The sequence below is a fragment of the Akkermansia sp. RCC_12PD genome (assembly GCF_036417355.1).
Classification (GTDB): domain Bacteria; phylum Verrucomicrobiota; class Verrucomicrobiia; order Verrucomicrobiales; family Akkermansiaceae; genus Akkermansia.
In genome coordinates this window covers 2,532,247-2,555,859 of sequence record NZ_CP143889.1, presented here as the reverse complement: position 1 = coordinate 2,555,859, position 23,613 = coordinate 2,532,247, and the positions used below count along the sequence as shown (strand labels likewise).

Sequence of the window (23,613 nt, the reverse complement as noted above, 5' to 3'; positions counted from 1 at the left end):
TCCCTTTCGCCAATCCCGTCTGTCCAGGAAGTGGCACTCTTTTCCCTGTTCCGTTTCCTGTTACATGTTTCACAGCTATCCTGTAAAACAGAAACATGTCTAACAACCAAATCATACGCGTCGTTGCCTATCATTTCCAAGCTGATTGTGAAATTCAAGGCGACAGACTCACCCGGACGGACTCCTGTCCGGACCAGGCCCAGATTCTCTCCAGATCGGAAACCGCCATGACCTTGTGGTGGCCCAAGTACCGTTCTCTGGAATACCTGCACCGCAATCCCGCCACAGACGAATGGATTCTGCTCAACTCCCGCGGAGGACTGCGTTTCCTGTGCAGTGACCCCCATGCAAGGGAAGGCACACGCTTCGTTGTCTCTCAGGAGCATAAGACTGTAGGCTATCTGGTCGCCAAAAATGCCTGTTCCACTATGCTCGGAACTACATTGCACGAACACAACGGATACATGATACGCGAAACCGGAGCTCAAAACCCGATATGGCGGGACGGTTTCGCCTGTTCCCAGGTCAGGGGGCATGCAAGCTACAACGCGGAAAAACTTGGAAGCTACCGTCATATCATCACCTACCGCGATCCTGTGGACCGTTTCGTCAATCTCTGCAATTATGCCTGGTGCATTGCCAAAAATCTGGCCCTTCCCTACACGGCAGCCTGCAAGGACAAGCGCTGTTTCATTGAAACAATGCTCCTGCTCATCAAGCTCAACGACCGGAACTATCCGGATCCCTTTGAAGTTCACCTCCAGTCGCAATATAACCATTTCCTCTTCACGCACCGGATTGACACGGTTATCCGGATAGTGGACTTTTCCGACTACATCCGCAAGGAATGGGGGTGCGAACCCTACAACTGCAACGTAGACAACAAAAACGAACTGACCGCCGACGATCTCATTCCCAAAGACATAGAACAACTCAAACAAACATCCTGGGGGAAGGACTGGCTCATCCCCCAATATTACGGCAACCTCTTTTACGAGAACGCTCATAAATAGAAATCTGTCTTTCCGGTACAACATTCCGGAGGCCGATTCTTCAAACAGCTCCGCCCAGGAACATTCCATGGACGGAGCTGTTCATTTTTCCACAACCGGATAAAATGGAAAGCACCTTGCCATACCATGACCGACAGAAATACCAGGAGCAATATCTTGACGGAAACAGGAAAAAACAGATTACCCGGCATGGCAGCCCAAAGCTTTTCCAGTCTTTTACCTTTGTTACCAGTCCAGTTTTTTGACAAACACATGCCCGCATCTTCCATTCATTTGGCTCAACATCAAAATCGGTGAATGATCCGCCAAAAAAGCCATCATCAACACCAGACTATTCAGACGCCAACAGTGCCGCCCATCTCTTCAGAAAACCCATCGCCGGCCTGCTCCCTGAAAAGCTTCCCAGTAAATCGCATCGCCGCTCCAGCACCCGGGAATAACATCAAAAACGTTGACAACAAAATCATGGACAAGGACTTCGGTGTCCGTCAAGCACGAGGAAACGCATCATCCACGAGCAGTTTCATCACCCCTCCTTGAGAAAGAGGGGCTGCAAGCTGATGGTCCGGGAAAGCAAAACCTGGATTCGCTCCTTTAAGATCAACCCGGCCATCTGGGTATGCCATGAGTTCAGGGAGAAGTTAGGCAACTTATTACAGACGGTTAAACAATACAGAAGCGACATCGGCCAACTCAAGGAAATGGTGAGAATGCCGCTCCATGAGGCTCCGATGGAACTTGGCAAAATAGCGGTGACCATCAGGAAGTGGTTTGCCCCGCTCATCCGTATGTGGAGGTACAGGAAGAACGAGGCAATCACGGAAGGATCCACCGGAAGATGAAGTTCGTCCAAGGGAGGGCCTGCGGGTATCGTAATTTTGAGAATTACCGTCTCCGGGTGCTGGTAGAATACGGAGGGTTCAATCCTGATTTTCTCTTCAAATTCTCTCTCACCACACGTGTAAGCGTTGACCTGCAATTCCCGCACTCCCTAAAACGAAAAAGGCCCGCCAAAAGCGAGCCTTTTATCTATGCAATTTATTGCTGTTTAGCGAAGTACCCCCGACCGGACTCGAACCGGTACGTCCTTGCGGACAACAGATTTTAAGTCTGCAGCGTCTACCATTCCGCCACGAGGGCATTGACCGGACGGCACTTTACAGGAATACCGGGCGGATTCAAGCCCGAATCCCTCCAGGCCCGTCAATTGCCTAGTCGCGGACTTCCACGACCATGCTGATTTCCACCGCTACGTTGAGCGGCAGGGCAGACACGCCAACGGCGGTCCGGCTATGGCGTCCGATTTCCCCGAAGACTTCCACCAGCAGGTCGGAGGCGCCATTGAGCACCTTGGGATGGTCATAGAATTCCGGCCCTGCATTGACAAAGCCGTTGACGGCTACGATGCGGGAAACCTTTTCCAGGGAGCCCACCGCCTGCACGATGACGGCCAGACGGTTGAGAATGGCAGCCCGCGCCGCGGCCTGGCCTTCCTCCACGGAGAGGTCCTGCCCCACCTTGCCAAAGTATTTGTCCTCTCCATTTACGGAAATGCCGCCGGAGAGATGAAGCAGATTGCCCGTGCGCACGCACTGGACATAGGAGCCTACCGGGGCCGGAGCATCATAAACGGAGTAGCCGAGTTCGGAAAGTCGTTGACGTATTTTATCCATAAAATAGAAATTTTTAACGAAGGTTGGATGAAAAAATGAGGCGGATGACAAGCATTTCCAGCCGCATTTCATGACAGTTTGAACATTTTTAGGGGCGTTTGCACGTAAAATGATTGCCATATACCTCATTTAGTTGCTATTGAAACAACCCGTACATCATGACCGAAGAAACTCCCTCCACAGACTCCAAGCAGCAACTGCCGGATCTTTCCGGCCTGGCCGACTTCCAATTTGGTCCGGCATGGGCAAGAGCCGGAGCCCGGAAGGAATACTCCGGTTCCTCGCCGGCTTACCGTGACAGGGATCGTCAGAGTGACCGCCGGCCGCGCCGCGACAACCATGACGAACGCCGCCCCAGGGGGGAGCGCCGTTTTGACGGACAGGGAGAAAAAAGGTTTAACCGGGACGACCGCAGCCGCGGACCTTTCCGCGGACGCCGCGACGGAGACCGCCATGAACGCCCCGCGCGGGCGCCGCAGGCGGAACCGGCGGAAGGGCTGCGCGTGGAGCTGCGCCCCGTGGACTCCGGCCTGGCCGCGCTTTCCCAGGAGGTGCAGAAGCACCGCCGCACCATTTCCCTGATGGACCTGGCCAAGGTGGTCATGGGCGCATTTGACCGTTATGACCTGGTCTTCATGAAACAGGAAAACGGTCCGGACCTGTACCATTGCAAGCATGGCGACGGAGCCTGCTTTATTTCCCGCCAGGAGGCCGTCAAACACCTCTGGAACGCCGAATGGCTGCCCAGGTATTATGAGTCCGTGGAACAGGAAGTGGAAGCCCCTAAAGGAGATTTCAAGGCGATTGCCAAGTGTTCCCTGAACAATGAACTGATAGGCCCGGTTAACTGGCACGGCTACCAGTCCGCCCTGATGAATCTGCACCGCACCAAGTTTGTGGACATGCCTTTCGAGGTTTTCCGTTCCAAAATCGTCACGGACAAGAGCGAAGAAACCGTGGAAGCCTGGCAGGCCTCCGTTTCCAAACGCACGGTTTGGAAGCCCCTCCGGGAAGGAGCTCCGGAAGCCCTTCTGGAAACTCCGTCCGCCGTGGAACAGGACTTTGAAGCCAATCATTTTGAAGAGTGTTATGACGTCACGGACAAGGTGTTCGTAAACGGCGCAGTGAAAAAGAACCATCTTTCTCCCGGCCTGTGGGCTCATCTGATTCAACTTTCCAGCACCACCCGGCGTCATCCCAGCATGCTTATTCCGAACCTCTGCCACGGACTGGCCCGCCATCACATGCCCATCTTCAAATGGCAGGGCAACCACTATACGGGACCCGCGCGGCCCAAGGCCATGACGGAAGGCACCATCCTTTCCGATTCCCTGATGTCCATCGTGAACTGGGCAAAGGAACATCCCGGCAAGGGAGTGGACGTCATGCTCAAGGAGCTTTCTCCCATTCCGGACCATGAAGGTGTGACGGAAGAAGAAACCGCCCAGGCCAAGGAAAAGCAGCAGCTTCTGGTCCGCGACCTGCTGTGGCTTTCCGAACAAGGCTATATTCTGGTTTTCTCCAACAACACCGTAAGCCAGCCGAAGACGGCTTCTGCCCCGTCCCAGCCTAAAAAGGAAGCGAAACCCGCCAAAGGCAGGAACAAGGCGGCAGCCGCCGTCAAGGAAGACGCATCACAGCCCGCCCCGCAGGAAGAAGCTATACAGCCTTCCGAAACTCCGGCCTCCAAACAGGCCCCCGCAGTGGAAGCACCTGCCGCGGAAGAGGAAAAAATCGTAACCGTGTCCCTGGATACGGAAGAAGCCCCCGTGGAAAAAACTCCGGAAGCCGTTTCCGTAGAAGCCTGATTTAGCGGTTTTTCCCTGAATTTCCCGTCATACAGTCCGCAGGATTATCTTGATCCTGCGGACTTTGTTTTGTAGAAGGAAAGGGAAATCAACAGGATTATTTATTATGATCAGTACAACAATGGCAACTGCTCTGAATGAGCAAATCAAATGGGAAATGTATTCCGCCAACCTCTACCTCGGCATGTCCGCCTACATGCAGGACGCCGGCCTCACGGGGTTTGCCCACTGGATGCGCGTCCAGTACCAGGAGGAAACCGCCCACGCCCTGAAGCTCTATGATTTTCTGCTGGCCCGCGGCGGCCAGGTGGTCATGCTTCCCATTGACGCTCCCGCGGCCCAGTGGGCCAACGTACTGGAAGTGTTCGAAGCCACGCTTGCGCATGAACAGGAAGTTACCCGCCGCATCAATGAGCTGGTGCGCCTGGCCAAGGAGGAAAAGGACTTTGCCACGGACATTTTCCTGCATTGGTTCGTCAGCGAGCAGGTGGAGGAAGAGGAAACCGTCAAGGACATCATCAGCAAGCTCCGCCTGATCAAGGGAGAAGGCCAGGGAATGCTCCTCCTGGACAAGGACCTGGGTTCCCGCGTCTTTACCCCTCCTCCCGCCAATTAACGCGCAACAAGCGGCTTTCCGGCCATTCTCCGGCCCTGTTTCATGAAAAACCGTGCCCCGGAGAACGGCCTTCCCCTCTCCCCGCCGGAGGGATAGACTTTCCTTCCCCTGTACAGCCCGTTTGAAAAAAGCCGTTTTACTACCCACGATATTCCCTACCGCCAGCGTTCCTGTTTTTCATGGACCGAGATTTGTTCCCAGATTCCGGACTTCCGGCTCAATCATCAATCGCCTCCTGCGGCGGTACGGGTAGACGCCTTTCCCCGGAATTGCCCTGCTAATCAACGTCCCCGTCTCCGTTTCTTCTCCACGGGAAGGCAAAATACACTCCCACACATGAAAGAATTTGAAGAAGCATTGACGAGCCAGGGCAAACACCCCTCCATTCCGGAAGAAGACAACTGGTTCGGTCCGTTGGTGGGAACCTGGGACATGGAATGGATTGACGGCCATGGTACGGAACAGGAACGCCATGTTCCGGGGGAATGGATTTTCTCCTGGGTTCTGGAAGGCACGGCCATTCAGGACATCTTTATCTGCCCTTCCCGCCAGGCCAGGAAGACGAAAACGTGGCCGGATGCGGCCTACGGAACAACCATCAGGATTTACCACCCCGGAAAACGCGCGTGGGACATCTTTTACGGAACCGCCGGGGAAGCCGTACAACTTGAAGCTAAAAAGGAGGACGGCCAGATCATCCTGACCGAAATCACGCAAAAGAACATGAAATGGATTTTTTCCGACATCACGGATCATACGTTCCATTGGAAAAACATCCATACCCCGGATGGAAAGAACTGGCTGGTCGGCGGAGAAGCATTTGCCACCAGAAGGCAGTAACAGGAAGGAAAGCTTCCCGTCCGCCCGAATATCCCTGAATTGAAGGGAAAACCCGGAGAAAAATGCCTCTCTGCACGTGAGCCTGCCCGCCCGGCTCCTCGCCTGTACCGTCTCCGGACCTGACTCTGAACTGACGCCTTTCCACAGTCTTTCACCCCCGTTTACCCCTCCTGCACGGAAACTTCGCATCGGCGGAGCCATTTCCTGGCAGACAGCACTTTAGCGGCATTTTCCATAAGGATGTTTTAAAGAAAAAAGCCTCCTCCACGGAGAAGGCATTCCAACTCTTCCGGAACGGGCCTGGCACCGCAAATCCACCGTTTTCCATCCCCTTGAAGCGCCTCCGCTCCGGCATAAAACTTTCCGTTGGAAGTGGCAAATTCCAGCCTTTTTCCCGTTTCCGCCATCCTGATCCGGCAGGGCCTTGTCATCCTGCATCCATCTTTTTCCGGCATTTTTGACAGCTATAAATGCCGGACACGGAAATGATTTATTTTCTCAGCAGGTTACGCATCTTTTTTACATGTTATTCACATTGTATCATCAAAATAATATCATTCTATTCACATTCAACATATTGTATAAAAGTTACCACCAAAAGTCGTACTATCCGCAAATGTAAAATTTTAATAAAAATTTATCTTTTTGACTTGCTCCGGAAAGATGCAAGAGGTAGGTTTGCCGAACCGCCGGACAGCTTCCGGATGCGAACACAGCACCAAACTTACCCCAAACATTCACAACGTCGATGAACTCCATTTCTGAAGAAGCAAACAAGCTGGCGGACTTCGTCCTGCTCACCCAGCGTTCCTGCATTCTCAACCTCTCTCCGGAGCTGAATGAAGGCAAGGTTTCCTACCCTCAGTTTTTCCTGCTGACCTATCTGGCCAGCGAGGACTTCCTGAGCATGTCCAGCATCGCGCAGAAGATGGGCCATTCCACGGCGGCGGCGACCGGCATGGTGGACAAACTCCAGGAAATGGGCTACCTGACCCGCATGAGCGCGGCCAAGGACAGACGCAAGATCATGGTCGCCATCACCCAGGAAGGGCGGGAACTGGTGGACCGCATGCGCCAGAACATCGTCCGGGACCTGGCCGCCCTGATGGCCGGTCCGGACCATGAGGCGCGCCAAGCCATCGCGGACACCGGCAAGTCCATCAAAAGACGCCGCCTGGGCTGAAAACCGGGCACAGGTCCGTTTCTTTCCCCCTCCCTGCCAGCCATGCAGGGAGGACGTTGAAGGAGGAGTTCCTCCTCCCGGCCGTTCCTGCCTGCCGGAACGCTTTTCACGGCCGCTTTCCAGCTCTTAAATCGGGCTTCCGGTGGAGATTGTTTTTGCCTGGACCGGGTCATCGTGCTAAATACTGGCAGTCACGAATGAAACACACCATGGATCTCCATACTTATCTACGCAATTTTCCGGATGCCCGGGGCCGCTTCGGCGAATACGGCGGCGTCTATCTGCCGGACGAACTCGTCCCCGCCTTTGAAGAAATCACGGAGGCTTACCAGACCATCGCCCATTCCGCCCAGTTCATCAACGAACTGCGCCGCATCCGCAAGCAGTTCCAGGGGCGCCCCACTCCCGTTTACCACTGCGAACGCCTGTCCCGCCACCTGGGCACCTCCCAGATTTATCTGAAGCGAGAAGACCTGAACCACACGGGTGCGCACAAGCTCAACCATTGCATGGGGGAAGGCCTTCTCGCCAAATATATGGGCAAAAAACGCATCATTGCGGAAACGGGCGCGGGCCAGCACGGCGTGGCGCTGGCGACGGCGGCCGCCTTCTTCGGCTTGGAATGCGAGATTCACATGGGAGCGGTCGACATTGCCAAGCAGGCGCCCAACGTCACACGCATGAAAATTCTGGGAGCCAAGGTCGTTCCCGTCACCCACGGACTCCAGAGCCTGAAGGAAGCCGTGGATTCCGCCTTTGATTCCTACCTGAACAGCTACAAGGACTCCATTTACTGTATCGGGTCCGTGGTAGGCCCCCACCCCTTCCCCCAAATGGTGCGCGACTTCCAGATGTGCATCGGCGTGGAAGCCCGGGAACAGTTCCTGGAAATGACCGGACTGCTCCCGGACGCCGTGTGCGCCTGCGTGGGCGGCGGCAGCAACTCCATGGGCATGTTCACCGCCTTCCTGGGCGATCCGCTGGATATTTACGGCGTGGAGCCGCTCGGCAAAGGCCCCAAACTAGGGGAGCATTCCGCCTCCATCACCTACGGGAGCAAGGGCGTTCTGCACGGTTTCGAAAGTATCATGCTCCAGGATGACGACGGCAACCCCGGCCCGGTCCATTCCGTGGCCAGCGGCCTGGACTACCCCTCTGTGGGGCCGGAACACGCCTACCTGCACGACATCGGCCGCGTGAATTACGTAACCGCCACGGATGAGGAAGCCGTGGATGCCTTCTTCAAACTTTCCCGCTATGAGGGAATCATTCCGGCCCTGGAAAGTTCCCATGCCATTGCGTATGCCATGAAGTGGGCGCAGGAAAACCCCGGAAGAGCCATTCTGGTCAACTGTTCCGGCCGCGGTGACAAGGACGTGGACTACGTCGTGGAAAACTATGGCTATGGAGAAAACCACCAGTTCCCCGCCTGATTCCTTCCCTTTCCGCCTGCACGGCGGCTCCCTGCATTCCTCCCATGAAAGAACTCTCCCGCCTGGTCCAACGGAGCTTTCACGTCACGCCCCGGGAAGAGGACTTCCGGACGATTGCCCTCGGCGCATCCGGCCGCACTATTGTGCGCATCGGCCTGGGAGACCGGACCTGCATCGGCATTCTCTGGGGAGATGATCGCGCGGACAACGACTCTTTCATCCCCGCGGATCGCCATTTGCGCGCCAACGGCGTCAACGTGCCGGAGGTCTATGACTACGAACCCCTAGGCCCTGGCTGCGGAGCAGCCCTGGCGGAAGACCTGGGAGACGACAATCTCCTGTCTTTCAGAAGCGAACCCTGGGAGAAACTCCGTTTCCGCTACATCCGGGCCATGGAACAGCTCCGCCTGCTGCATGAATGCCCCTTCCCGGAAAATTTTTCTTTTCAACCCTCTTTTGACGAATCCCTGTACCGCTGGGAGCAGGAATATTTTGCGGAACATCTGCTGGGCACGCACCTGGGCCTGTCCGCGAACGGCTTCCTGAACCATCCCGCGCTGCGGAAAATGGCGCAATTCCTGGCCGGCCTGCCGCTCTGCCCCGTTCACCGGGACAGCCAGTCGCAGAACGTGCACATCCATGCAGGAAAAACTTGGCTGATCGACTTCCAGGGCATGCGCGGCGGACGTCCGGAGTATGACCTGGCTTCCCTGGTGTTTGACGGGTACGCGCATCTGGAAACGGAACAGACGGACGAACTGCTCCGGGAATGGGAGCACCTCACCGGGCGCGCCCTGGACCGCGACATCTTCCGAGCATGCGCACTGCAAAGGCTCATGCAGATGCTGGGCGCGTACGCCAACATCGGCCACAACAAAGGGAAAACTTGGTATCTGGAACAAATCCCCGCAGGGCTGGCGCATCTGCGCCGTCTTCTCCCCGGTTCCATGCTTGCCGAGCCTCTGGCAGGCATGCTAGAATAACTATTTGGCCGCCCTGATGACTCTTAAACCCAAATTCCTGCTCATTCTGTCCCTTTTCCAGCTCTCGCTGGGGCTGGGTTGGATATTCGGCTACCTGCTCATCCCCCCTACCGTCTTTTTTTATGAACGGGCCGCCGTCCGCGCCCTGCAAAAGGAATACCACACCATAAGGACGGAGGGGCTGAACGCCGAAAACGACATTGTTCTACAGCCTTACGAGTTTTTCAACAAGGGACAGACGGCCCCTCTCCCCGTCGTCTCCCTGCACCGGGAATCCGCCCTGAACAGTTTCCCCACCTATCCGCCCAATCCGATGGACTATACGGTTCTGTTCCGCCACCTGTACGAACAGGGCGCCAGAAACGTTTACGTCATTGCCCCCATGGCCTGGGAAGAGGAACCCGACAACATCGTCAAATCTGCCGTGGGATATGAACTGGACCGCTTCCGCCACAAAGCGCTGGGACGCCAGATGAGCGAATCATCCCGCAGAGCGTCCCTGCCGTCCGGCTGGAAGCATTTGGCCATCCCTCCCGGTAACATCATCGGCAAAACGGACCAATTCCCCCGTGCGGACAGGCTGGTGGGGGAAGCACCCCAAATAACCACGGAAGCCGGCACGCTGGGAACGGTTGTGGAAAACAGCGACCTGTTCTCCGCAAGCCAGGAAAGCGGCAAATCGTTCCCTCTCTTTGTCCGCTGGGGAGAAGACATCATCCCCACCCTTCCCCTCGTCGCTGCGCTGAATGCGCTGGACCTGGACCCGGAAGACGTCAGGCTCATCCCCGGCGATACCCTCCTTCTCGGCAACAACCGTTCCATTCCGCTGGATGAATATGGCCGCATCCCGCTGGCGGAAAACAGCGCTCCCACGTTACTGGACACGAAGGAAGTCATCGTTCCCGTCATGTCCGGCCTCCGTCCCCCGGATATGAGCACCGTCAGAAAACTTCTTTCCTCCGCAGACGCCGTCATCGTTTCCGAACCCTTCACCCCCTCCGAGGCTCCCGACGCCCAGGCGCTCCTGACGGCAAAAACCATCCGCAGCATCATGGGAGCCCTGTCCCCGGCCCCTCCCGTGCTGGTTCCGGTGGCTCCCGCATGGGTACAATGGGTCATTGTGCTGGACGTGCTGCTCCTGGCTACGTGGGCCCTCCGCTTCCGGAAACGGGGGCGCTGGCTCTTGTGGATCCTGTGCATCCTGTCGGCACCCATCCTTGCGTGGTACCTTTTTTCCGTACACGGGGTGTGGTTCCCCGTCATGACTCCCGTAACCGGCGTGCTGGGCGTGGCCCTGGCCGGCAGCCTGATTCCCTGGTTTTCCCCTCCTTTACATGATGCGGAAGAAGATGACGAGGAAGATCCGCCGCCCTCCACCCTTCCGGAAAACGGAAACGGAGCCGGCAGCGTTCTCCCTCCGGACAACCTGTACCAGGAACCTAATGAGGTTCCCATTCCGCACCACCCCAAAAAACAGTCTGATTCATGAACCAGCGTAAAAAGATCCTCTTCATCTGCACCGGAAACACGTGCCGCAGCCCTATGGCTGAAGGCCTCTTCCTGAAGCTTTCCGCCAGCCATCCGGAATGGCTCGCGGGGTCCGCAGGTACGGCGGCCTGGAACGGGCAGGGGGCAAGTCCGGAAACGCTCCATGTCCTGAGGGAGCACGGAGTAAACCTTTCCGGCCATGCAAGCCGCGCCGTCACGCAGGAACTGGTGGAAGAATCCACGGACATCTACACGATGACGGAAAGCCATCTGGCCGTCATGCTGGCCAACTTTCCCGAACACGCGGACAAGATCAGGCTGGTCACCTGCTACACGGACAACAGGAACATCAGTGACCCCATCGGATGCGGGCAGGCCGCCTACAACAAGGTGGCGCGGCAGCTCACGGACGCCATTCGCGCCATCATCGCCCGCATGGAGCAGGAAGCCTAATCCCATTCCCGTTCCCCTTTTCTCTTTTTTCCTTTCCCGGCATGTCTCCTCCCGCGGTTCTGCACATTAATCTTTCCCGGCAGAAGCTGACCCTGGAATCCGCCGGAACAATCCTGTTTTCCTGCCCTGTTTCCAGCGGGAAAGCTGGCACAGGCAGTCAGCAGGGGTCAGGGAAAACGCCCCTGGGCCGCTTCCGCATCTGCAAAAAAATCGGAGCGGGACTGCCTGAGGACACCATCTTCGTCTCTCGGCTCCCGGTTGGCCGCTACCCGGCCGCCATCCCGGAGGGCATGAATGAACATTCTGACTTCATCCTGACGCGCATCCTGTGGCTGGACGGCCTGGACCCCGAAAACGTCAATACGCGGGAGCGCTACATCTACATCCACGGCACCAACCGGACGGACAGCCTCGGAACACCGGACTCCCACGGCTGCATTCGCCTTTCTCCGCAGGACATGCTGACCCTTTTTGACTTGACGGAAGAAGGCACGGAAGCGTTCATCCGCCTTTAAGCCCTTGTTTTTTAGAGAAAATCTAAAAAAGTTGTCAGAGCAGAAGGAAAATAATTGAACAAAGCCCTCTCCGGGATGTATAAAACATAAAGGTTCCGGAATTTGGCTGCCGGCATCTTGTTCCATAAACAACCACTCATCCCCAATCAATCATGGACGATCCGGTCTTATTATCCCGTCTTCAGTTTGCCGTCACCATCATGTTCCACTACATCTTCCCGCCGATGACCATCGGCCTGGGGGTGGTACTGGTGGCACTGGAAGGCCTCTGGCTGAAAACAAAAAACGAGCTCTACCACAAGCAGGCCAAATTCTGGACCAAGATATTCGGCATCATCTTCGCGCTGGGCGTGGCCTCCGGCATTGTGATGGAATTCCAGTTCGGCACCAACTGGGCGGACTACTCCCGTTGCGTAGGCGACATCTTCGGCAGCCCCCTGGCGGCGGAAGGCATCTTCGCCTTCTTCCTGGAATCCGGCTTCCTGGCCATCCTGCTCTTCGGCTGGGACAAAGTGGGGCCCAAAATGCACTTCTTCTCCGCCTGCATGGTGGCCCTGGGCGCCCATTTCAGCGCCATCTGGATCATTGTGGCGAACTCCTGGATGCAGACGCCCGCCGGCTACAAGCTGGTGGAAGTAAACGGAAAAATCCAGGCGCACATCACCAGCTTCTATGATGTGGTCTTCAACCCGTCTACGGTGGACCGCCTGACGCACGCCCTGGCGGGGTGCTGGCTGGCGGGAGCCACGCTGGTGCTCAGCGTCTCTGCCTGGTATATCCTCAAAAAACGCTTCACGGGCGGAGCCAAGAAAAGCTTCAAGGTAGCGCTGGTCATCGGACTGATAGGCGTGGTAGGCATGGGCATCACGGGAGACTCCAGCGCTCGTGAAGTCTCCATCCACCAGCCCGCTAAATTTGCCGCCATGGAAGGCGTGATGGAATCGGGGGCTCCGCAGTCGCTCCACCTCGTCGGCTGGATGAACCCGTCCACCCATGAAGTGACAGGCATCTCCATCCCGTACATGCTCACTTTCCTGACTCATCATGACCTGGATACCCCCATCACCGGCATGAACGCCATTCCGCAGGACGAACGCCCCCCCCATCCTGCCCGTCTTCTACTCCTTCCACCTCATGATCCTCATCGGCTGTGCGCTGGGCGCCCTGTTCCTGCTGGGCCTCTGGGCGTGGAAACGCGGCTGGCTCTTTGAAAAACGATGGCTGCTCTGGTGCTTTGTCTTCTCCGTATTGGGGCCGCAGATTGCCAACCAGGTAGGCTGGGCAGTGGCGGAAATGGGCCGCCAGCCCTGGATCGTGTACGGCATCCTGAGGACGGAGCACGCCGTCTCCCCCACCCTCACCGCGGCGGAGGCACTCTCCTCGCTGGGCATGTTCTTCGTCATCTATACCCTGCTTCTGGCCCTCTTTCTTTATCAAATCACCCATAAAATCCACAAAGGCCCCGACCAGGAAGCGAAGGAAGACGACGGCACGGGTGAAGGCAAGCTTCAGGTCCCCTTCGTCAAAGACTAACCCTCATCCCCCCACTTAAAACCATGTTGGACAACCTCACTCTCGCAGACCTGCAAATCATCTGGTTCATCCTCGTCGGCGTACTCTTCTCCGGCTACGCCGTTCTGGACGGTTTTGACCTGGGAACCGGCACCCTCCAGTTCTTTATCAAGGGAGATGAAAACAGGAGGCTGATGCTCAATGCCGTGGGTCCCGTATGGGACGGCAATGAAGTCTGGCTCATCACGGGAGGGGGCGCCCTCTTCGCCGCCTTCCCGTACGTGTACGCCTCCGTCTTCTCCGGATTCTATCTGGCTTTCATGCTCCTGTTGCTCACCCTTATCTTCCGGGCCGTCTCCATCGAATTCCGGAGCAAGCAGCCCATGCCGTGGTGGCGCAAAGGCTGGGACATCACTTTCTCCGTCAGCAGCCTCCTTGCGGCCCTGCTCATCGGGGTGGCCATGGGGAACGTCACCAGGGGAATCCCGCTGGACGACCAGGGCAACTTCACGGGAACCTTCCTCAGCCTGCTGAACCCCTACGCCATCCTGCTGGGCCTCACGACGGTGGCCCTCTTCGCCATGCACGGCGGCATCTTCCTGATGATGAAAACGCAGGGTGAACTCCAGCAGCAAATCAAAAGGCTCCTCAAGCCCTGCATCATCATCTTTACCATCCTGATCATCGTTCACGGCGCGGCCACGCTCCTGTACGTGCCGCACGTAGCGGCGGCGCTGGAACGCTCGCCCTGGATCTACGGCATCGCCGCGCTGGCGGCTGTTTCCATTGCGGCCATCTGGATATTCATGAGCAAAAACCGGTCAGGCTGGGCCTTCATCGCCTCCTGCTCCACGATGGGGTGCATGATGGCCATGTTTGGGGCCTCCATGTTCCCCAACCTGCTATACTCCATGCCCAATCCGGAGCACTCCCTTACCCTCGTCAACGGTTCCTCCACACGGGAAAGCCTGATAGTGATGACCTACATCGCCCTCATCGGTGTTCCAATCGTCCTCGCCTACTCCGCAGCCATCTACTGGGTCTTCCGCGGAAAGGTGCAACTCAACGAGCACAGCTATTAATGGTTGGAAATTCCGCCTTCAGAAAGCGGACGACAATCAGCGAATAAACCACTGTTCACCATTCCGTCCATCCTTCCCGCATGAACGCCTCCATCTTCTCCAGACTCACGCCTGAGGAAATCACGGCGCTCCATGAAACATGGAAAAACGATCCGCTGTCCGTAGATCCCCTTTGGGCGGCCTACTTTGAGGGATACGAGCTGGGCAGCGGCGGCGCTCCGCGGGAAGAGGAAAACGCCGCGGACGCTTCCCCGTACACGGTTCCGCCGGAAAGTGCGGAAGGCCGCGGGCGCGTCAACCAGCTCATCCGGGCATACCGGGTCATGGGGCACAAATGCGCCCGCTTCAACCCGCTGGACTCTCCGGAGGAAGCGACCGTTCCCGTACGTCCGGAAGAACTGGGCTTCCGCCCGGAAGACATGGACCAGCCCATCAACATCGGCACCTTCCAGAAAGGGCGCATCTTCACCCTCCGGGAAATCATCGCCCACCTCCGGAACACCTATTGCGGGGCCATCGGATTTGAATACCAGCACATTGACAACCTGGAAATCCGCTCGTGGATTGAGGAAAAAATAGACCGCCGGGCGGACGGCGTGGACTACGGCCCGGAAACCCGCCGGGACGCCTTCATCCACCTCTGCAAGGCGGAACTGTTCGAGGAATTCCTGGGCAAGCGCTTCATCGGGGAAAAACGCTTCTCCCTGGAAGGGGGGGAAGGCGCCATCGTCCTGCTGGACGCCCTGGTCAAACGCTGTCCTGCGGCGGCCATCTCCCACGTGGAAATGGGCATGGCCCACCGGGGCAGGCTCAACGTGCTGGCAAACATCCTCCACAAGCCGCTGAAAACCATCTTTTACGAATTCACGCCGGACTACCTTCCGGAATCCCCCATCGGCCGCAGCGACGTGAAATACCACCTGGGCTATGCCGCCACGCGCCACGTGGACGGCGTGCCCCTGCACATCAACCTCTCCTCCAATCCCAGCCACCTGGAAGCCGTCTACCCCGTGGTGGAAGGCCGCGCCAGGGCCAGGCAGCACAGCCTGGATGACATGGAAAGAAAGCATGTGCTCCCGCTTATTCTCCACGGGGACGCCGCCTTCGCCGGACAGGGGCTGGTGGCGGAAGTGCTCAACCTCTCCCAGCTGAAAGGCTACCGGACCGGCGGTTCCATCCACCTGATCATCAACAACCAGATCGGCTTCACCACCAGCCCGGATGAAGCCCGCTCCTCCCATTACGCCACGGACGTGGCCCAGATGCTGGAAGCGCCCATCCTGCACATCAACGGGGAAAACCCGGAAAACCTGATCTGGGCCGCGGAATTCGCGCTCCAGTTCCGCCAGAAATTCGGCCGCGACATCATTCTGGACATGTACTGCTACCGCCGCCTGGGACACAATGAAACGGACCAGGCCGCCTTCACAGCCCCCATGCAGACCAAAAAAATAGAGGCGCGCCCCACGGCGGCGGCCCTGTACGGAACCCTGCTCCGGGAACGGGGGGAACTGACGGAACAGGAGGAACATGGCATCAGGGAACGCATCTGGAACGGCATGCAGCAGGCATACGACCAGATGAAGGAGCACCCGGCGGACTACATCCTCCCGGTCAGCGCGCAGGATGCGGATGAATCCCCCATTCCCCGCCTCAGCGTGCGCACGGGCATCAGTCCGGACCTCTTCCGGCGCATCGGAAACATCCTGACGGAACTGCCGGAAAACTTCACGCCCCACCCCACCCTGGAAAAACGCTTCCTCTCCCGCCGCCGTGAAGCCTTCCGGGAAGACGGCCCGCTGGACTGGGCCATGGCGGAATCCCTGGCATGGGGATCCCTGCTCACGGAAAACCACACCGTCCGCCTCTCCGGGCAGGACTGCCAGCGCGGCACCTTCTCCCAGCGGCATGCCGTCCTGCACGACTTCAACAACGGCTCCGTGTACACGCCGCTGGAAAAACTGAACCACGGCACCACCGCCTTCCGCATCTACAACTCTTCCCTGTCAGAAGCCTCTGTGCTGGGCTTCGAATACGGTTATGCCCTGGAAAGCCAGGACGCCCTGGTCATGTGGGAAGCCCAGTTCGGCGACTTTGCCAACGGAGCCCAGGTCATCGTGGACCAGTTCATTGCGGCCGCGGAAGCCAAATGGCACCAGAAATGCCGCATCGTGCTGCTCCTGCCCCACGGTTACGAAGGGGCTGGGTCCGAGCACTCCAGCGCCCGCATGGAACGCTACCTCCAGCTCTGCGCGGACGACAACCTGCAGGTCATCAACCCGACCACACCCGCCCAATACTTTCACGCCCTGCGCCGCCAGATACACCAGAACGTACACAAGCCCCTCATCGTCTTCACGCCAAAAAGCCTGCTCTCCCGGCCGGAAGCCGCCTCCGCCCGCCGTGAATTCCTGGCTCCGTCCCGGTTCCACGAAGTACTGGCTGATCCGGAAAGCCCGGCTCCGGACAAAATCACGCGCGCCGTCTTCTGCACGGGAAAAATCTACTACGACCTGGACACCTACCGAAAGGAACACGGCATCGCGGACACCGTCATCATCCGCGTGGAGCAAATCTACCCGCTGGCGCAGGAACAGCTTACCTACCTGCTCGCCCCCTACCAGAAAGTGCGCGACTTCGTATGGTGCCAGGAGGAACCCTCCAACATGGGGGCGTGGGGCCATCTGCGCAACCGGCTGGGCCGCCTCTTCGCCACCTCGTTCCGCTATGCGGGGCGCCCCCCCATGGCCTGCCCGGCGGAAGGGGCCAAGGCCCTGCACGCCGCCGCGCAAAAACGACTCATCGCCACGGCCTTCGGACCGCGCGCCCAATCCTGACCATCACCATCCCATGAGCGACATCCTGATCCCCAGTTTCGGAGAATCCATCACCGCCGCCACCGTAGCCGCATGGCACAAGGGCGCCGGAGACGCAGTGGCCAGAGGAGACACCCTGGTCACGCTGGAAACGGACAAAGTCTCCACGGATCTGGAAGCGGATGAGGACGGCATGCTGGAAATCCTCGTACCGGAAGGAGCTGAAGCCCCCATCGGAGCCGTTCTGGGCCGCATTGCCCCGTCCGCCGGAACTTCCGTTCCGGAAAAGGAAGAGGCCACCGTGCTTCCGGAACCGGAAAACACCCCGCAGCCGGACGTAAAAAAGGCGGCATCTCCTCCGGAGGAACACCCGGAACAGGCGCACGAACCGTCGGAAACGCCACGGGAAAAGCAATCCGCCGGGCCGGAACAGGCCGCACCCCGCTTCATCAGGAAACCCATGAGCCCCCTGCGCCGCACCATCGCGGCCCGGCTGGCACAAGTCCAGCACCAGGCGGCCATCCTCACCACCTTCAATGAATGCGACATGAGCGCCGTCATGGAACTGCGCAGGCAATTCAACGCCTCCTTCCGGGAAAGGTACGGCACCAAACTCGGCTTCATGGGCTTCTTCATCAAGGCCGCCGTCAAGGCGCTCAAGGAAGTGCCGCAGGTCAACGCCAAAATAGACGGCACGGACATCGTGGAAAACCTGTACTACGACATCTCCGTCGCCATCGGCACGGACAAGGGCCTCGTGGTGCCCGTCTTGAGGGACTGCGACCGGAAAACGCTCCCGGAACTGGAACTGGAACTCGCCGCGCTGGCGGAAAAAGCACGAAAGGGCACCCTTTCCATGCAGGACCTGCAGGGAGGGTGCTTCACCATATCCAACGGAGGCACGTACGGCTCCCTGCTCTCCACCCCCATCCTGAACCCGCCCCAGAGTGGCATTCTGGGCATGCACGCCATCCAGGAACGCCCCGTCGTCAGGGACGGCCAAATCACCATTCGGCCCATGATGTACCTGGCCCTCTCCTACGACCACCGCCTGGTGGACGGGAAACAGGCCGTACAATTCCTCATCGCCGTGAAAAACGCCGTGGAAAACCCGGTATTCGAGCTGTAGGAAAACCTCCCGCCCCCACCCCGGATCCAAAATCCCGGTACGAACGGGACAGGCAAAACGGCCTCTTCCCCCGCACCCTCCTTCATGCGCGGCTTCGCTTCTCCAGCCGTTTCCCATGTCTATTCCCGGTCAGGGTTTCCGGACGGAATCACAGGCGTCCGCCATCCTTCATGCCTGAAGCATCCATGTGAAAGCAAATGAAAAAAAGCGACCACCGGAATTCCGGCTTTTGAACCCTTGACTTGATGCTGACATAAGGACTAACATCTGGTACCATGGCAGACTATCACGTACGGAGAAGCATTGGAGAACACATCCTGCGCTGCTTCGTCCTGGTGGCGGCCCTCTTCATCATGTCCCTGGGCATCGCCCTGTCCGCCAAAGCCAGCCTGGGGGTCTCCCCCATCTCCTGCACGCCCTATATCCTCAGCCTGGCCCTCCCTCTGAGCATGGGGACCATCACCATCCTCATGCACCTGAGCTTTGTCGCCGTGCAGGCGGCCCTGCTCAAAAGGCAGTTCCGGCCCGTCCACCTGCTCCAGATCCCCGTGGTCTTCGTCTTCGGCATGCTGACGGACTTCTCTATGTGGCTGGTATCTCCGCTGGAACCGGCGGGGTACGCCTGGTCCGCAGTAATCTGCCTGCTGAGCTGCGTCATTCTGGGCTTCGGAGTCTTCATGCAGGTCAAGGCGGACGCCGTCCTGCTGGCGGCGGAAGGCATGAACCTGGCGTTCGTCAAACTCTTCAAATGGGAATTCGGAGCCGTGAAAACCGGCATGGACTGCACGCTCGTCTGCATCGGCCTCGCCTGTTCGTTTTTCCTGCTGCACGGCCTCTCCGGCATCCGGGAAGGAACCGTCGTGGCCGCCATTCTGGTGGGAATGATCGTCCGGTTCTTCAACAAACACGTATTCTGGCTGGACAGGCTGCTGGAACGCGCCGCACGGCCCGGCGCCATGCAGGCCCCTCTGCCGTCCGCGGAAACGGCGGCCTACGCTCCGGATGCGCCTCTGGTTATCTCCATTGACCGGGAATACGGCTCCGGCGGCCACGCCATCGGCGCCATGATCGCGGAACGGCTCGGCATCCAATTCTATGACTCGGAACTGGTGTACCTCACCGCGGCGCAAAGCGGCCTCACACCGGACTACATCCGCAGGCACGAACAACAGCTTGCCAGCCGCTTCCTTTACGAGCTCTACGCCCAGAACTATGCCTACACGGCGGAAGAACAGCCGCCGGAAGACGCAACCTTCCTGGCCCAGAGCAAAGTCATCCGGGATATCGCCGCCAAACACGCCTGCGTCATCGTGGGCCGCTGCGCCAACTTCATCCTGAAAGGCCGTCCCAACCTGTTCAGCGTCTTCCTCCATGCCGACCCCGCCACCCGCATGCAGCGCGTCGTGGAAAACTACGGAGTCTCCCCCCGCAGCGTAGCCCGGACAATGGACACGATGGACTCCCGCCGCCGCAACCACTGCCTGCACTACACCGGACAGGAACTCGGCAACGCACGTCTTTACGACTTGTGCATCAACACATCGGACTACGGTCTGGAACGCACCGCGGAACTCATTCTGGAAGCCGTCAAAACCCGGGCGCAGGAAACTTCCTCCCCGGTATACACGCCCGTCACGGAACAAACTCCTTCCCCTGCGGAACCGGAAGACCTTCAGGGAGAAATCGCATTAGCCTGAAACATCCGGAATATGCCGGACGGCTTCCTTCCGTCTCCCCTTCAACGCTCGGATGCCTCCTGCGGTCCAAAAAATCATGAGGCTCTGGTCCCTTCACCCGTCATATCTGGATTCCTCCGGACTGGTCGCCCTGTGGAGGGAAGGACTGCTGGCCCGGAAAGTGCTCTCAGGCCAGACCAAAGGCTATATCCATCATCCCCAGCTCCAACGTTTCCGGGAAACTCCCCATCCTCTTCAAACGCTGGACGCCTATCTGAAAGCCGTTCATGACGAATCCCTTCGCAGGGGCTACCATTTCGACCTTCAGAAAATCGCGCCCGTGGAACCGCTTCCCCTTCTCCCCCTGCCGGAAAAACAACTGGAATATGAATTCCGCCACCTTCTGAACAAATTGCAGAACAGGGATCCCCTCCGTTACGCCTCCCTGCTTCCAACCCCATTCATCCTCCCCCATCCCCTCTTTCAAGTAGGACCAGGGGAGAGGTGCCCCTGGGAAAAGCTCCGGTAAAAACATGACCGGGAATCACCATCAATTTCCCCAATTCCCCCTTAACCTGTCCAACTATGCTGACACCGTATTTCCTGAATAACAAGTTCCGTATTCTTTCAGCCATTGAACAAGAGGATCTTTAATGCCGGGAATATATCTCTTGTCACGCAGGATGGATTTTGACTTGTTTCCAGTGAGTGAAACGTTCACATCCACGTTTAACAGAGTTCCCTTGGCTTCCTTTTTCAATTATTCGGCAACGAAGCGAGCTCGAAGTTCGGCTTCCTTCATAACAGCGTTTTCCGATTTACCCGGAGACTGATGGAGCAAATATTAATGCGGCTGGTACGTCCCTTGAGTTTACCGCTTATACGGAAGCAAGCTTACCATGAATTCTCATGTTTAATGATTCCAGATATAATGATTTGTGTGTATGTGGTTTTGATCATTTGCTACATTCAGAAAACCCGATATATGGCAGAATCATAGCAGAACCACAAACTTAGGTGCAGCAACACACAATCCAAAACCTCAAAACACCTTAAAATGCAAGGATTTATACAATAACAAAGACAAAAAAAATGGAGCGGATGATGGGATTCGAACCCACGACATCAACCTTGGCAAGGTTGCGCTCTACCCCTGAGCTACATCCGCTTTGAATGAATAGTGACGCGGACCGCGTCGCTGAACGATTTATACGTCAATACAGGCAAAAAGCAACCTTTATTTTCCTGTTTTCCGGGTGCGCTTCTTTCCGTTCCGATTGTTCTGTCATGAGAAAGTATGCCTTATCAATGAATTTCTCTCGTCAGACGGAGCGGCAAATTCTATGTTAGAAAAAACATGAAAGAGTTGTTCATCACCTTCATCACGCTGGCGGGACTGGTCATTGGAATTACCTGTTACAACTCCATAATGGGGAACGGACAGACGGATGGCCGGAAGCAGGAAATTCCCGCTTCTGAACAATAATCCGGTATCATGAAAAAAACCTTGCGAAGATTCTGCCTTTCCACCGTTTTATGCGGAACGGTCCTGTTGGCTGCCATGCAGCAGGGTGTTGCCCAGTCTGCGTCCGCATCATCCAGAATTCTGCGTACCACGCCGCAATCCGTGGAAGATTTGCAGAGAATCGAGCACCAGCTTCAGGCCGTGCTTCCCAAAGTGCTCTCTGCCCTGGTATGCATTCAGGTAAACAACAGCAGCGGAACCGGCATTCTGGTCTCCGAAAAGGGACTGATTTTTTCAGCCGCTCACGTAGTCGGCAAGAAAGACACCGTCCTCAAGATCATTTTACCGGACGGTACCCGCATACCGGGAAAAACCACGGCTGAGAACAGTGATTCAGATGCGGGCATTGCAGAGATTTCCACCAGGCTGAACAAGAATCTTCCCATCGTCGAGAAGGCCGAAAACCGGCCGCAGGTGGGGGACTGGGTCTTTGCCCTGGGCCACGGCGGCGGCCTGGACCGGAAACGCGGTCCCATGGTGCGCCTGGGACGGATCGTTTCCTTGAAAAACGATGTCATCCAGACGGACTGCAAACTCATCCGCGGCGATTCCGGAGGCCCGCTTTTCAACCTGAACGGGGAATTAATCGGTATTCACAGCCGGGTCGGTTCCGGTCTGGAAGACAATCTGCACGTTCCCATGAAAGAGTTTGATGCCCTGACGGTTCCTCCGGAGGAAGACAAGGCGGCGTCTCCCGGACGGAACGGTTAATTCCATTCATTTCCCTGCCATGAAGTTTCTCCCTTATGCATATTTGTTTCCTTTGGCGGCGTTATGGATTCCCTGGGCTTCGGCTGAAGGAAGCAATGGCAGCCTGGACTTTGAACAGCGCATCAACGGCAAGGTCGTTCTGAAAACCATTGAACCCGTTCGGGAACGATTGCAGAATCTAAGCGCCGTCTTTTTTTCCAAACATGACGTAGTGGCCTACGGCGTGATCCTGACGCCGGACGGCTATATCGCCACGAAGGCGTCCGAATTCGAGTCCCGCAACGGCCTGCTCATCCGCATAGGTTCCTCCAAGTATGAAAGTTTTCAGGTAGTCGGCACAGACCCGGCCACGGACATTGCCCTGATCAAGGTGGATGCCGCCGATCTTCCGGCGCCGGGCCCTGTGAGCAGCGATGCTCCCATTGGCATGCTCGTGGTCAGCAACGGGTCCACCACCAGAATTTCCCGCCGTCCCCAGCTGGGTACCATCAGCGCCGCACGGCGCCCCATCCCAAACAAGGATACGGTCTATCTGGGCGTGGTGTTCGGAGCCCCCTGCTCTTTTCAGGAAGTGGTCAAGGATGGTCCGGCCTTCCAAGCGGGCGCCCTGGCCGGAGACAGGATTGTAGCCCTGGACGGTACTCCCGTCTCCACACTGGAAGACATTTCCCCCATTTTATCGAAAAAAGCCATCGGGGAAAAACTCAAGCTGCGCGTCAGGCGCGAAGACAGGGAGATTTCCTACACCGTCACTCTGGGTTCACGGCGCAAGGCGCTGGGGGATCAGGTCCCGGAAACATCCAATGATGAGATCAGCGGCGGCTTCAGCAAACGGCGCGACGATTTTCCGATGGTTCTCCAGCACGACACCCCCTCCCGATTCACGCTGATGGGAGGGCCGCTCCTCAACCTCAAAGGAGAATTAATCGGCATGAATATTGCCAGAGTGAACCGGGCTGAGAATTACGCCCTGCCGATCGAAGTAGTGCAGGAGAGCATGAAGCGCATTCTGAAAAACAACCGGAAACCGAAGCCGGAGAAATGACGGAATGATTTCCCCTTTTTCCCTTTCTTTCCCACAGGCCGGGAAGGAGGAAATAATCCGCCTCCGGCGGCCCAATCCCACATCTGCAGCATGTCTGCACAACGGCCTGTTC

At 57.4% G+C, this 23,613-nt stretch carries 22 protein-coding genes and 2 tRNA genes; 20 read left to right on the top strand and 4 right to left on the bottom strand.

Annotated elements, in window-relative coordinates; translation table 11 throughout:
• Nucleotides 1-95: 95 nt before the first annotated feature.
• Nucleotides 96-1,013 (top strand): hypothetical protein, encoded by a 918-nt coding sequence (locus V3C20_RS10850; RefSeq protein ID WP_130084668.1) that lies wholly within the window; start codon nucleotides 96-98, stop codon nucleotides 1,011-1,013.
• A 526-nt stretch (nucleotides 1,014-1,539) separates the two neighbouring features.
• Here the strand turns inward: V3C20_RS10850 and V3C20_RS10845 are convergent.
• From V3C20_RS10845 to V3C20_RS10835, 3 genes are all read right to left on the bottom strand, one after another.
• A complete protein-coding gene (locus V3C20_RS10845) occupies nucleotides 1,540-1,866 on the bottom strand; it encodes a hypothetical protein (RefSeq protein ID WP_238623865.1) in 327 nt (108 codons plus the stop codon).
• 204 nt (nucleotides 1,867-2,070) lie between these two features.
• Nucleotides 2,071-2,153: transfer RNA gene (locus tag V3C20_RS10840), tRNA-Leu, on the bottom strand.
• 71 nt (nucleotides 2,154-2,224) lie between these two features.
• A complete protein-coding gene (locus V3C20_RS10835; protein ID WP_130084670.1) occupies nucleotides 2,225-2,686 on the bottom strand; it encodes a RidA family protein in 462 nt (153 codons plus the stop codon).
• Nucleotides 2,687-2,844: 158 nt separating this feature from the next.
• Here V3C20_RS10835 and V3C20_RS10830 point away from each other — a divergent pair, with 158 nt between their 5' ends.
• The 16 genes from V3C20_RS10830 to V3C20_RS10755 all read left to right on the top strand — a co-directional run bounded on the left by V3C20_RS10830 (nucleotide 2,845) and on the right by V3C20_RS10755 (nucleotide 20,749).
• Nucleotides 2,845-4,494, top strand: a complete 1,650-nt coding sequence (locus V3C20_RS10830; RefSeq protein WP_130084671.1) for a hypothetical protein — start codon at nucleotides 2,845-2,847, stop codon at nucleotides 4,492-4,494.
• Between the two features lie 106 nt (nucleotides 4,495-4,600).
• Complete coding sequence (locus V3C20_RS10825) at nucleotides 4,601-5,110, top strand: ferritin (RefSeq protein ID WP_161981416.1); 510 nt, start codon at nucleotides 4,601-4,603, stop codon at nucleotides 5,108-5,110.
• A 336-nt stretch (nucleotides 5,111-5,446) separates the two neighbouring features.
• A complete protein-coding gene (locus V3C20_RS10820; RefSeq protein ID WP_130084672.1) occupies nucleotides 5,447-5,950 on the top strand; it encodes a hypothetical protein in 504 nt (167 codons plus the stop codon).
• A 748-nt stretch (nucleotides 5,951-6,698) separates the two neighbouring features.
• The gene (locus tag V3C20_RS10815; RefSeq protein WP_130084673.1) at nucleotides 6,699-7,133 is read left to right on the top strand and encodes a MarR family transcriptional regulator; all 435 of its coding nucleotides are present in this window, start codon (nucleotides 6,699-6,701) and stop codon (nucleotides 7,131-7,133) included.
• A 209-nt stretch (nucleotides 7,134-7,342) separates the two neighbouring features.
• On the top strand, nucleotides 7,343-8,566 hold the full coding sequence (gene trpB, locus V3C20_RS10810; protein WP_130084674.1) for a tryptophan synthase subunit beta: 1,224 nt from the start codon (nucleotides 7,343-7,345) through the stop codon (nucleotides 8,564-8,566).
• Between the two features lie 44 nt (nucleotides 8,567-8,610).
• A complete protein-coding gene (locus tag V3C20_RS10805; protein ID WP_130084675.1) occupies nucleotides 8,611-9,549 on the top strand; it encodes a phosphotransferase in 939 nt (312 codons plus the stop codon).
• A 16-nt stretch (nucleotides 9,550-9,565) separates the two neighbouring features.
• Nucleotides 9,566-11,038 (top strand): MerC domain-containing protein, encoded by a 1,473-nt coding sequence (locus V3C20_RS10800; RefSeq protein WP_130084676.1) that lies wholly within the window; start codon nucleotides 9,566-9,568, stop codon nucleotides 11,036-11,038.
• The gene (locus V3C20_RS10795) at nucleotides 11,035-11,490 is read left to right on the top strand and encodes a low molecular weight protein arginine phosphatase (protein ID WP_130084677.1); all 456 of its coding nucleotides are present in this window, start codon (nucleotides 11,035-11,037) and stop codon (nucleotides 11,488-11,490) included. The genes V3C20_RS10800 and V3C20_RS10795 overlap by 4 nt, the downstream gene beginning before the upstream one ends.
• Before the next feature lie 41 nt (nucleotides 11,491-11,531).
• The gene (locus V3C20_RS10790) at nucleotides 11,532-12,005 is read left to right on the top strand and encodes a L,D-transpeptidase (RefSeq protein ID WP_130084678.1); all 474 of its coding nucleotides are present in this window, start codon (nucleotides 11,532-11,534) and stop codon (nucleotides 12,003-12,005) included.
• A gap of 152 nt (nucleotides 12,006-12,157) precedes the next feature.
• Nucleotides 12,158-13,216, top strand: a complete 1,059-nt coding sequence (locus V3C20_RS10785) for a cytochrome ubiquinol oxidase subunit I (RefSeq protein ID WP_330935381.1) — start codon at nucleotides 12,158-12,160, stop codon at nucleotides 13,214-13,216.
• A complete protein-coding gene (locus tag V3C20_RS10780; RefSeq protein ID WP_330935380.1) occupies nucleotides 13,140-13,538 on the top strand; it encodes a cytochrome ubiquinol oxidase subunit I in 399 nt (132 codons plus the stop codon). The genes V3C20_RS10785 and V3C20_RS10780 overlap by 77 nt, the downstream gene beginning before the upstream one ends.
• Before the next feature lie 23 nt (nucleotides 13,539-13,561).
• Nucleotides 13,562-14,599 (top strand): cytochrome d ubiquinol oxidase subunit II, encoded by a 1,038-nt coding sequence (gene cydB / locus V3C20_RS10775; RefSeq protein WP_130084680.1) that lies wholly within the window; start codon nucleotides 13,562-13,564, stop codon nucleotides 14,597-14,599.
• Nucleotides 14,600-14,679: 80 nt separating this feature from the next.
• Nucleotides 14,680-17,436, top strand: coding sequence for a 2-oxoglutarate dehydrogenase E1 component (locus tag V3C20_RS10770; protein WP_130084681.1), 2,757 nt, complete (start codon nucleotides 14,680-14,682; stop codon nucleotides 17,434-17,436).
• Between the two features lie 13 nt (nucleotides 17,437-17,449).
• Nucleotides 17,450-18,544, top strand: coding sequence for a 2-oxo acid dehydrogenase subunit E2 (locus tag V3C20_RS10765; protein WP_130084682.1), 1,095 nt, complete (start codon nucleotides 17,450-17,452; stop codon nucleotides 18,542-18,544).
• A gap of 275 nt (nucleotides 18,545-18,819) precedes the next feature.
• A complete protein-coding gene (locus tag V3C20_RS10760) occupies nucleotides 18,820-20,241 on the top strand; it encodes a cytidylate kinase family protein (RefSeq protein WP_130084683.1) in 1,422 nt (473 codons plus the stop codon).
• 76 nt (nucleotides 20,242-20,317) lie between these two features.
• Nucleotides 20,318-20,749: a pyrimidine dimer DNA glycosylase/endonuclease V gene (locus V3C20_RS10755; protein ID WP_130084684.1), complete on the top strand. Its 432-nt coding sequence runs from the start codon at nucleotides 20,318-20,320 to the stop codon at nucleotides 20,747-20,749.
• Nucleotides 20,750-21,313: 564 nt separating this feature from the next.
• Here V3C20_RS10755 and V3C20_RS10750 read toward each other — a convergent pair.
• Nucleotides 21,314-21,388 (bottom strand) — tRNA-Gly (locus V3C20_RS10750).
• A gap of 189 nt (nucleotides 21,389-21,577) precedes the next feature.
• Here V3C20_RS10750 and V3C20_RS10745 point away from each other — a divergent pair.
• The 3 genes from V3C20_RS10745 to V3C20_RS10735 are packed head-to-tail and all read left to right on the top strand — an operon-like array spanning nucleotide 21,578 to nucleotide 23,501.
• A complete protein-coding gene (locus tag V3C20_RS10745; RefSeq protein WP_275124806.1) occupies nucleotides 21,578-21,706 on the top strand; it encodes a hypothetical protein in 129 nt (42 codons plus the stop codon).
• 9 nt (nucleotides 21,707-21,715) lie between these two features.
• Entirely contained in the window at nucleotides 21,716-22,456 is a 741-nt protein-coding gene (locus tag V3C20_RS10740) for a serine protease (RefSeq protein ID WP_130084685.1), read from the top strand.
• A 19-nt stretch (nucleotides 22,457-22,475) separates the two neighbouring features.
• Nucleotides 22,476-23,501, top strand: a complete 1,026-nt coding sequence (locus tag V3C20_RS10735) for a PDZ domain-containing protein (RefSeq protein WP_130084686.1) — start codon at nucleotides 22,476-22,478, stop codon at nucleotides 23,499-23,501.
• The last annotated feature ends 112 nt before the right edge of the window (nucleotides 23,502-23,613 follow it).

What these genes read in the sequence shown, in the direction of transcription:
- V3C20_RS10850 (WP_130084668.1), top strand. Translation starts at nt 96, where the DNA reads ATGTCTAACAACCAAATCATACGCGTCGTTGCCTATCATTTCCAAGCT.
- V3C20_RS10835 (WP_130084670.1), bottom strand. Translation starts at nt 2,686, where the DNA reads ATGGATAAAATACGTCAACGACTTTCCGAACTCGGCTACTCCGTTTAT.
- V3C20_RS10830 (WP_130084671.1), top strand. Translation starts at nt 2,845, where the DNA reads ATGACCGAAGAAACTCCCTCCACAGACTCCAAGCAGCAACTGCCGGAT.
- V3C20_RS10825 (WP_161981416.1), top strand. Translation starts at nt 4,601, where the DNA reads ATGATCAGTACAACAATGGCAACTGCTCTGAATGAGCAAATCAAATGG.
- V3C20_RS10820 (WP_130084672.1), top strand. Translation starts at nt 5,447, where the DNA reads ATGAAAGAATTTGAAGAAGCATTGACGAGCCAGGGCAAACACCCCTCC.
- V3C20_RS10815 (WP_130084673.1), top strand. Translation starts at nt 6,699, where the DNA reads ATGAACTCCATTTCTGAAGAAGCAAACAAGCTGGCGGACTTCGTCCTG.
- trpB (WP_130084674.1), top strand. Translation starts at nt 7,343, where the DNA reads ATGGATCTCCATACTTATCTACGCAATTTTCCGGATGCCCGGGGCCGC.
- V3C20_RS10805 (WP_130084675.1), top strand. Translation starts at nt 8,611, where the DNA reads ATGAAAGAACTCTCCCGCCTGGTCCAACGGAGCTTTCACGTCACGCCC.
- V3C20_RS10800 (WP_130084676.1), top strand. Translation starts at nt 9,566, where the DNA reads ATGACTCTTAAACCCAAATTCCTGCTCATTCTGTCCCTTTTCCAGCTC.
- V3C20_RS10795 (WP_130084677.1), top strand. Translation starts at nt 11,035, where the DNA reads ATGAACCAGCGTAAAAAGATCCTCTTCATCTGCACCGGAAACACGTGC.
- V3C20_RS10790 (WP_130084678.1), top strand. Translation starts at nt 11,532, where the DNA reads ATGTCTCCTCCCGCGGTTCTGCACATTAATCTTTCCCGGCAGAAGCTG.
- V3C20_RS10785 (WP_330935381.1), top strand. Translation starts at nt 12,158, where the DNA reads ATGGACGATCCGGTCTTATTATCCCGTCTTCAGTTTGCCGTCACCATC.
- V3C20_RS10780 (WP_330935380.1), top strand. Translation starts at nt 13,140, where the DNA reads ATGATCCTCATCGGCTGTGCGCTGGGCGCCCTGTTCCTGCTGGGCCTC.
- cydB (WP_130084680.1), top strand. Translation starts at nt 13,562, where the DNA reads ATGTTGGACAACCTCACTCTCGCAGACCTGCAAATCATCTGGTTCATC.
- V3C20_RS10770 (WP_130084681.1), top strand. Translation starts at nt 14,680, where the DNA reads ATGAACGCCTCCATCTTCTCCAGACTCACGCCTGAGGAAATCACGGCG.
- V3C20_RS10765 (WP_130084682.1), top strand. Translation starts at nt 17,450, where the DNA reads ATGAGCGACATCCTGATCCCCAGTTTCGGAGAATCCATCACCGCCGCC.
- V3C20_RS10760 (WP_130084683.1), top strand. Translation starts at nt 18,820, where the DNA reads ATGGCAGACTATCACGTACGGAGAAGCATTGGAGAACACATCCTGCGC.
- V3C20_RS10755 (WP_130084684.1), top strand. Translation starts at nt 20,318, where the DNA reads ATGAGGCTCTGGTCCCTTCACCCGTCATATCTGGATTCCTCCGGACTG.
- V3C20_RS10745 (WP_275124806.1), top strand. Translation starts at nt 21,578, where the DNA reads ATGAAAGAGTTGTTCATCACCTTCATCACGCTGGCGGGACTGGTCATT.
- V3C20_RS10740 (WP_130084685.1), top strand. Translation starts at nt 21,716, where the DNA reads ATGAAAAAAACCTTGCGAAGATTCTGCCTTTCCACCGTTTTATGCGGA.
- V3C20_RS10735 (WP_130084686.1), top strand. Translation starts at nt 22,476, where the DNA reads ATGAAGTTTCTCCCTTATGCATATTTGTTTCCTTTGGCGGCGTTATGG.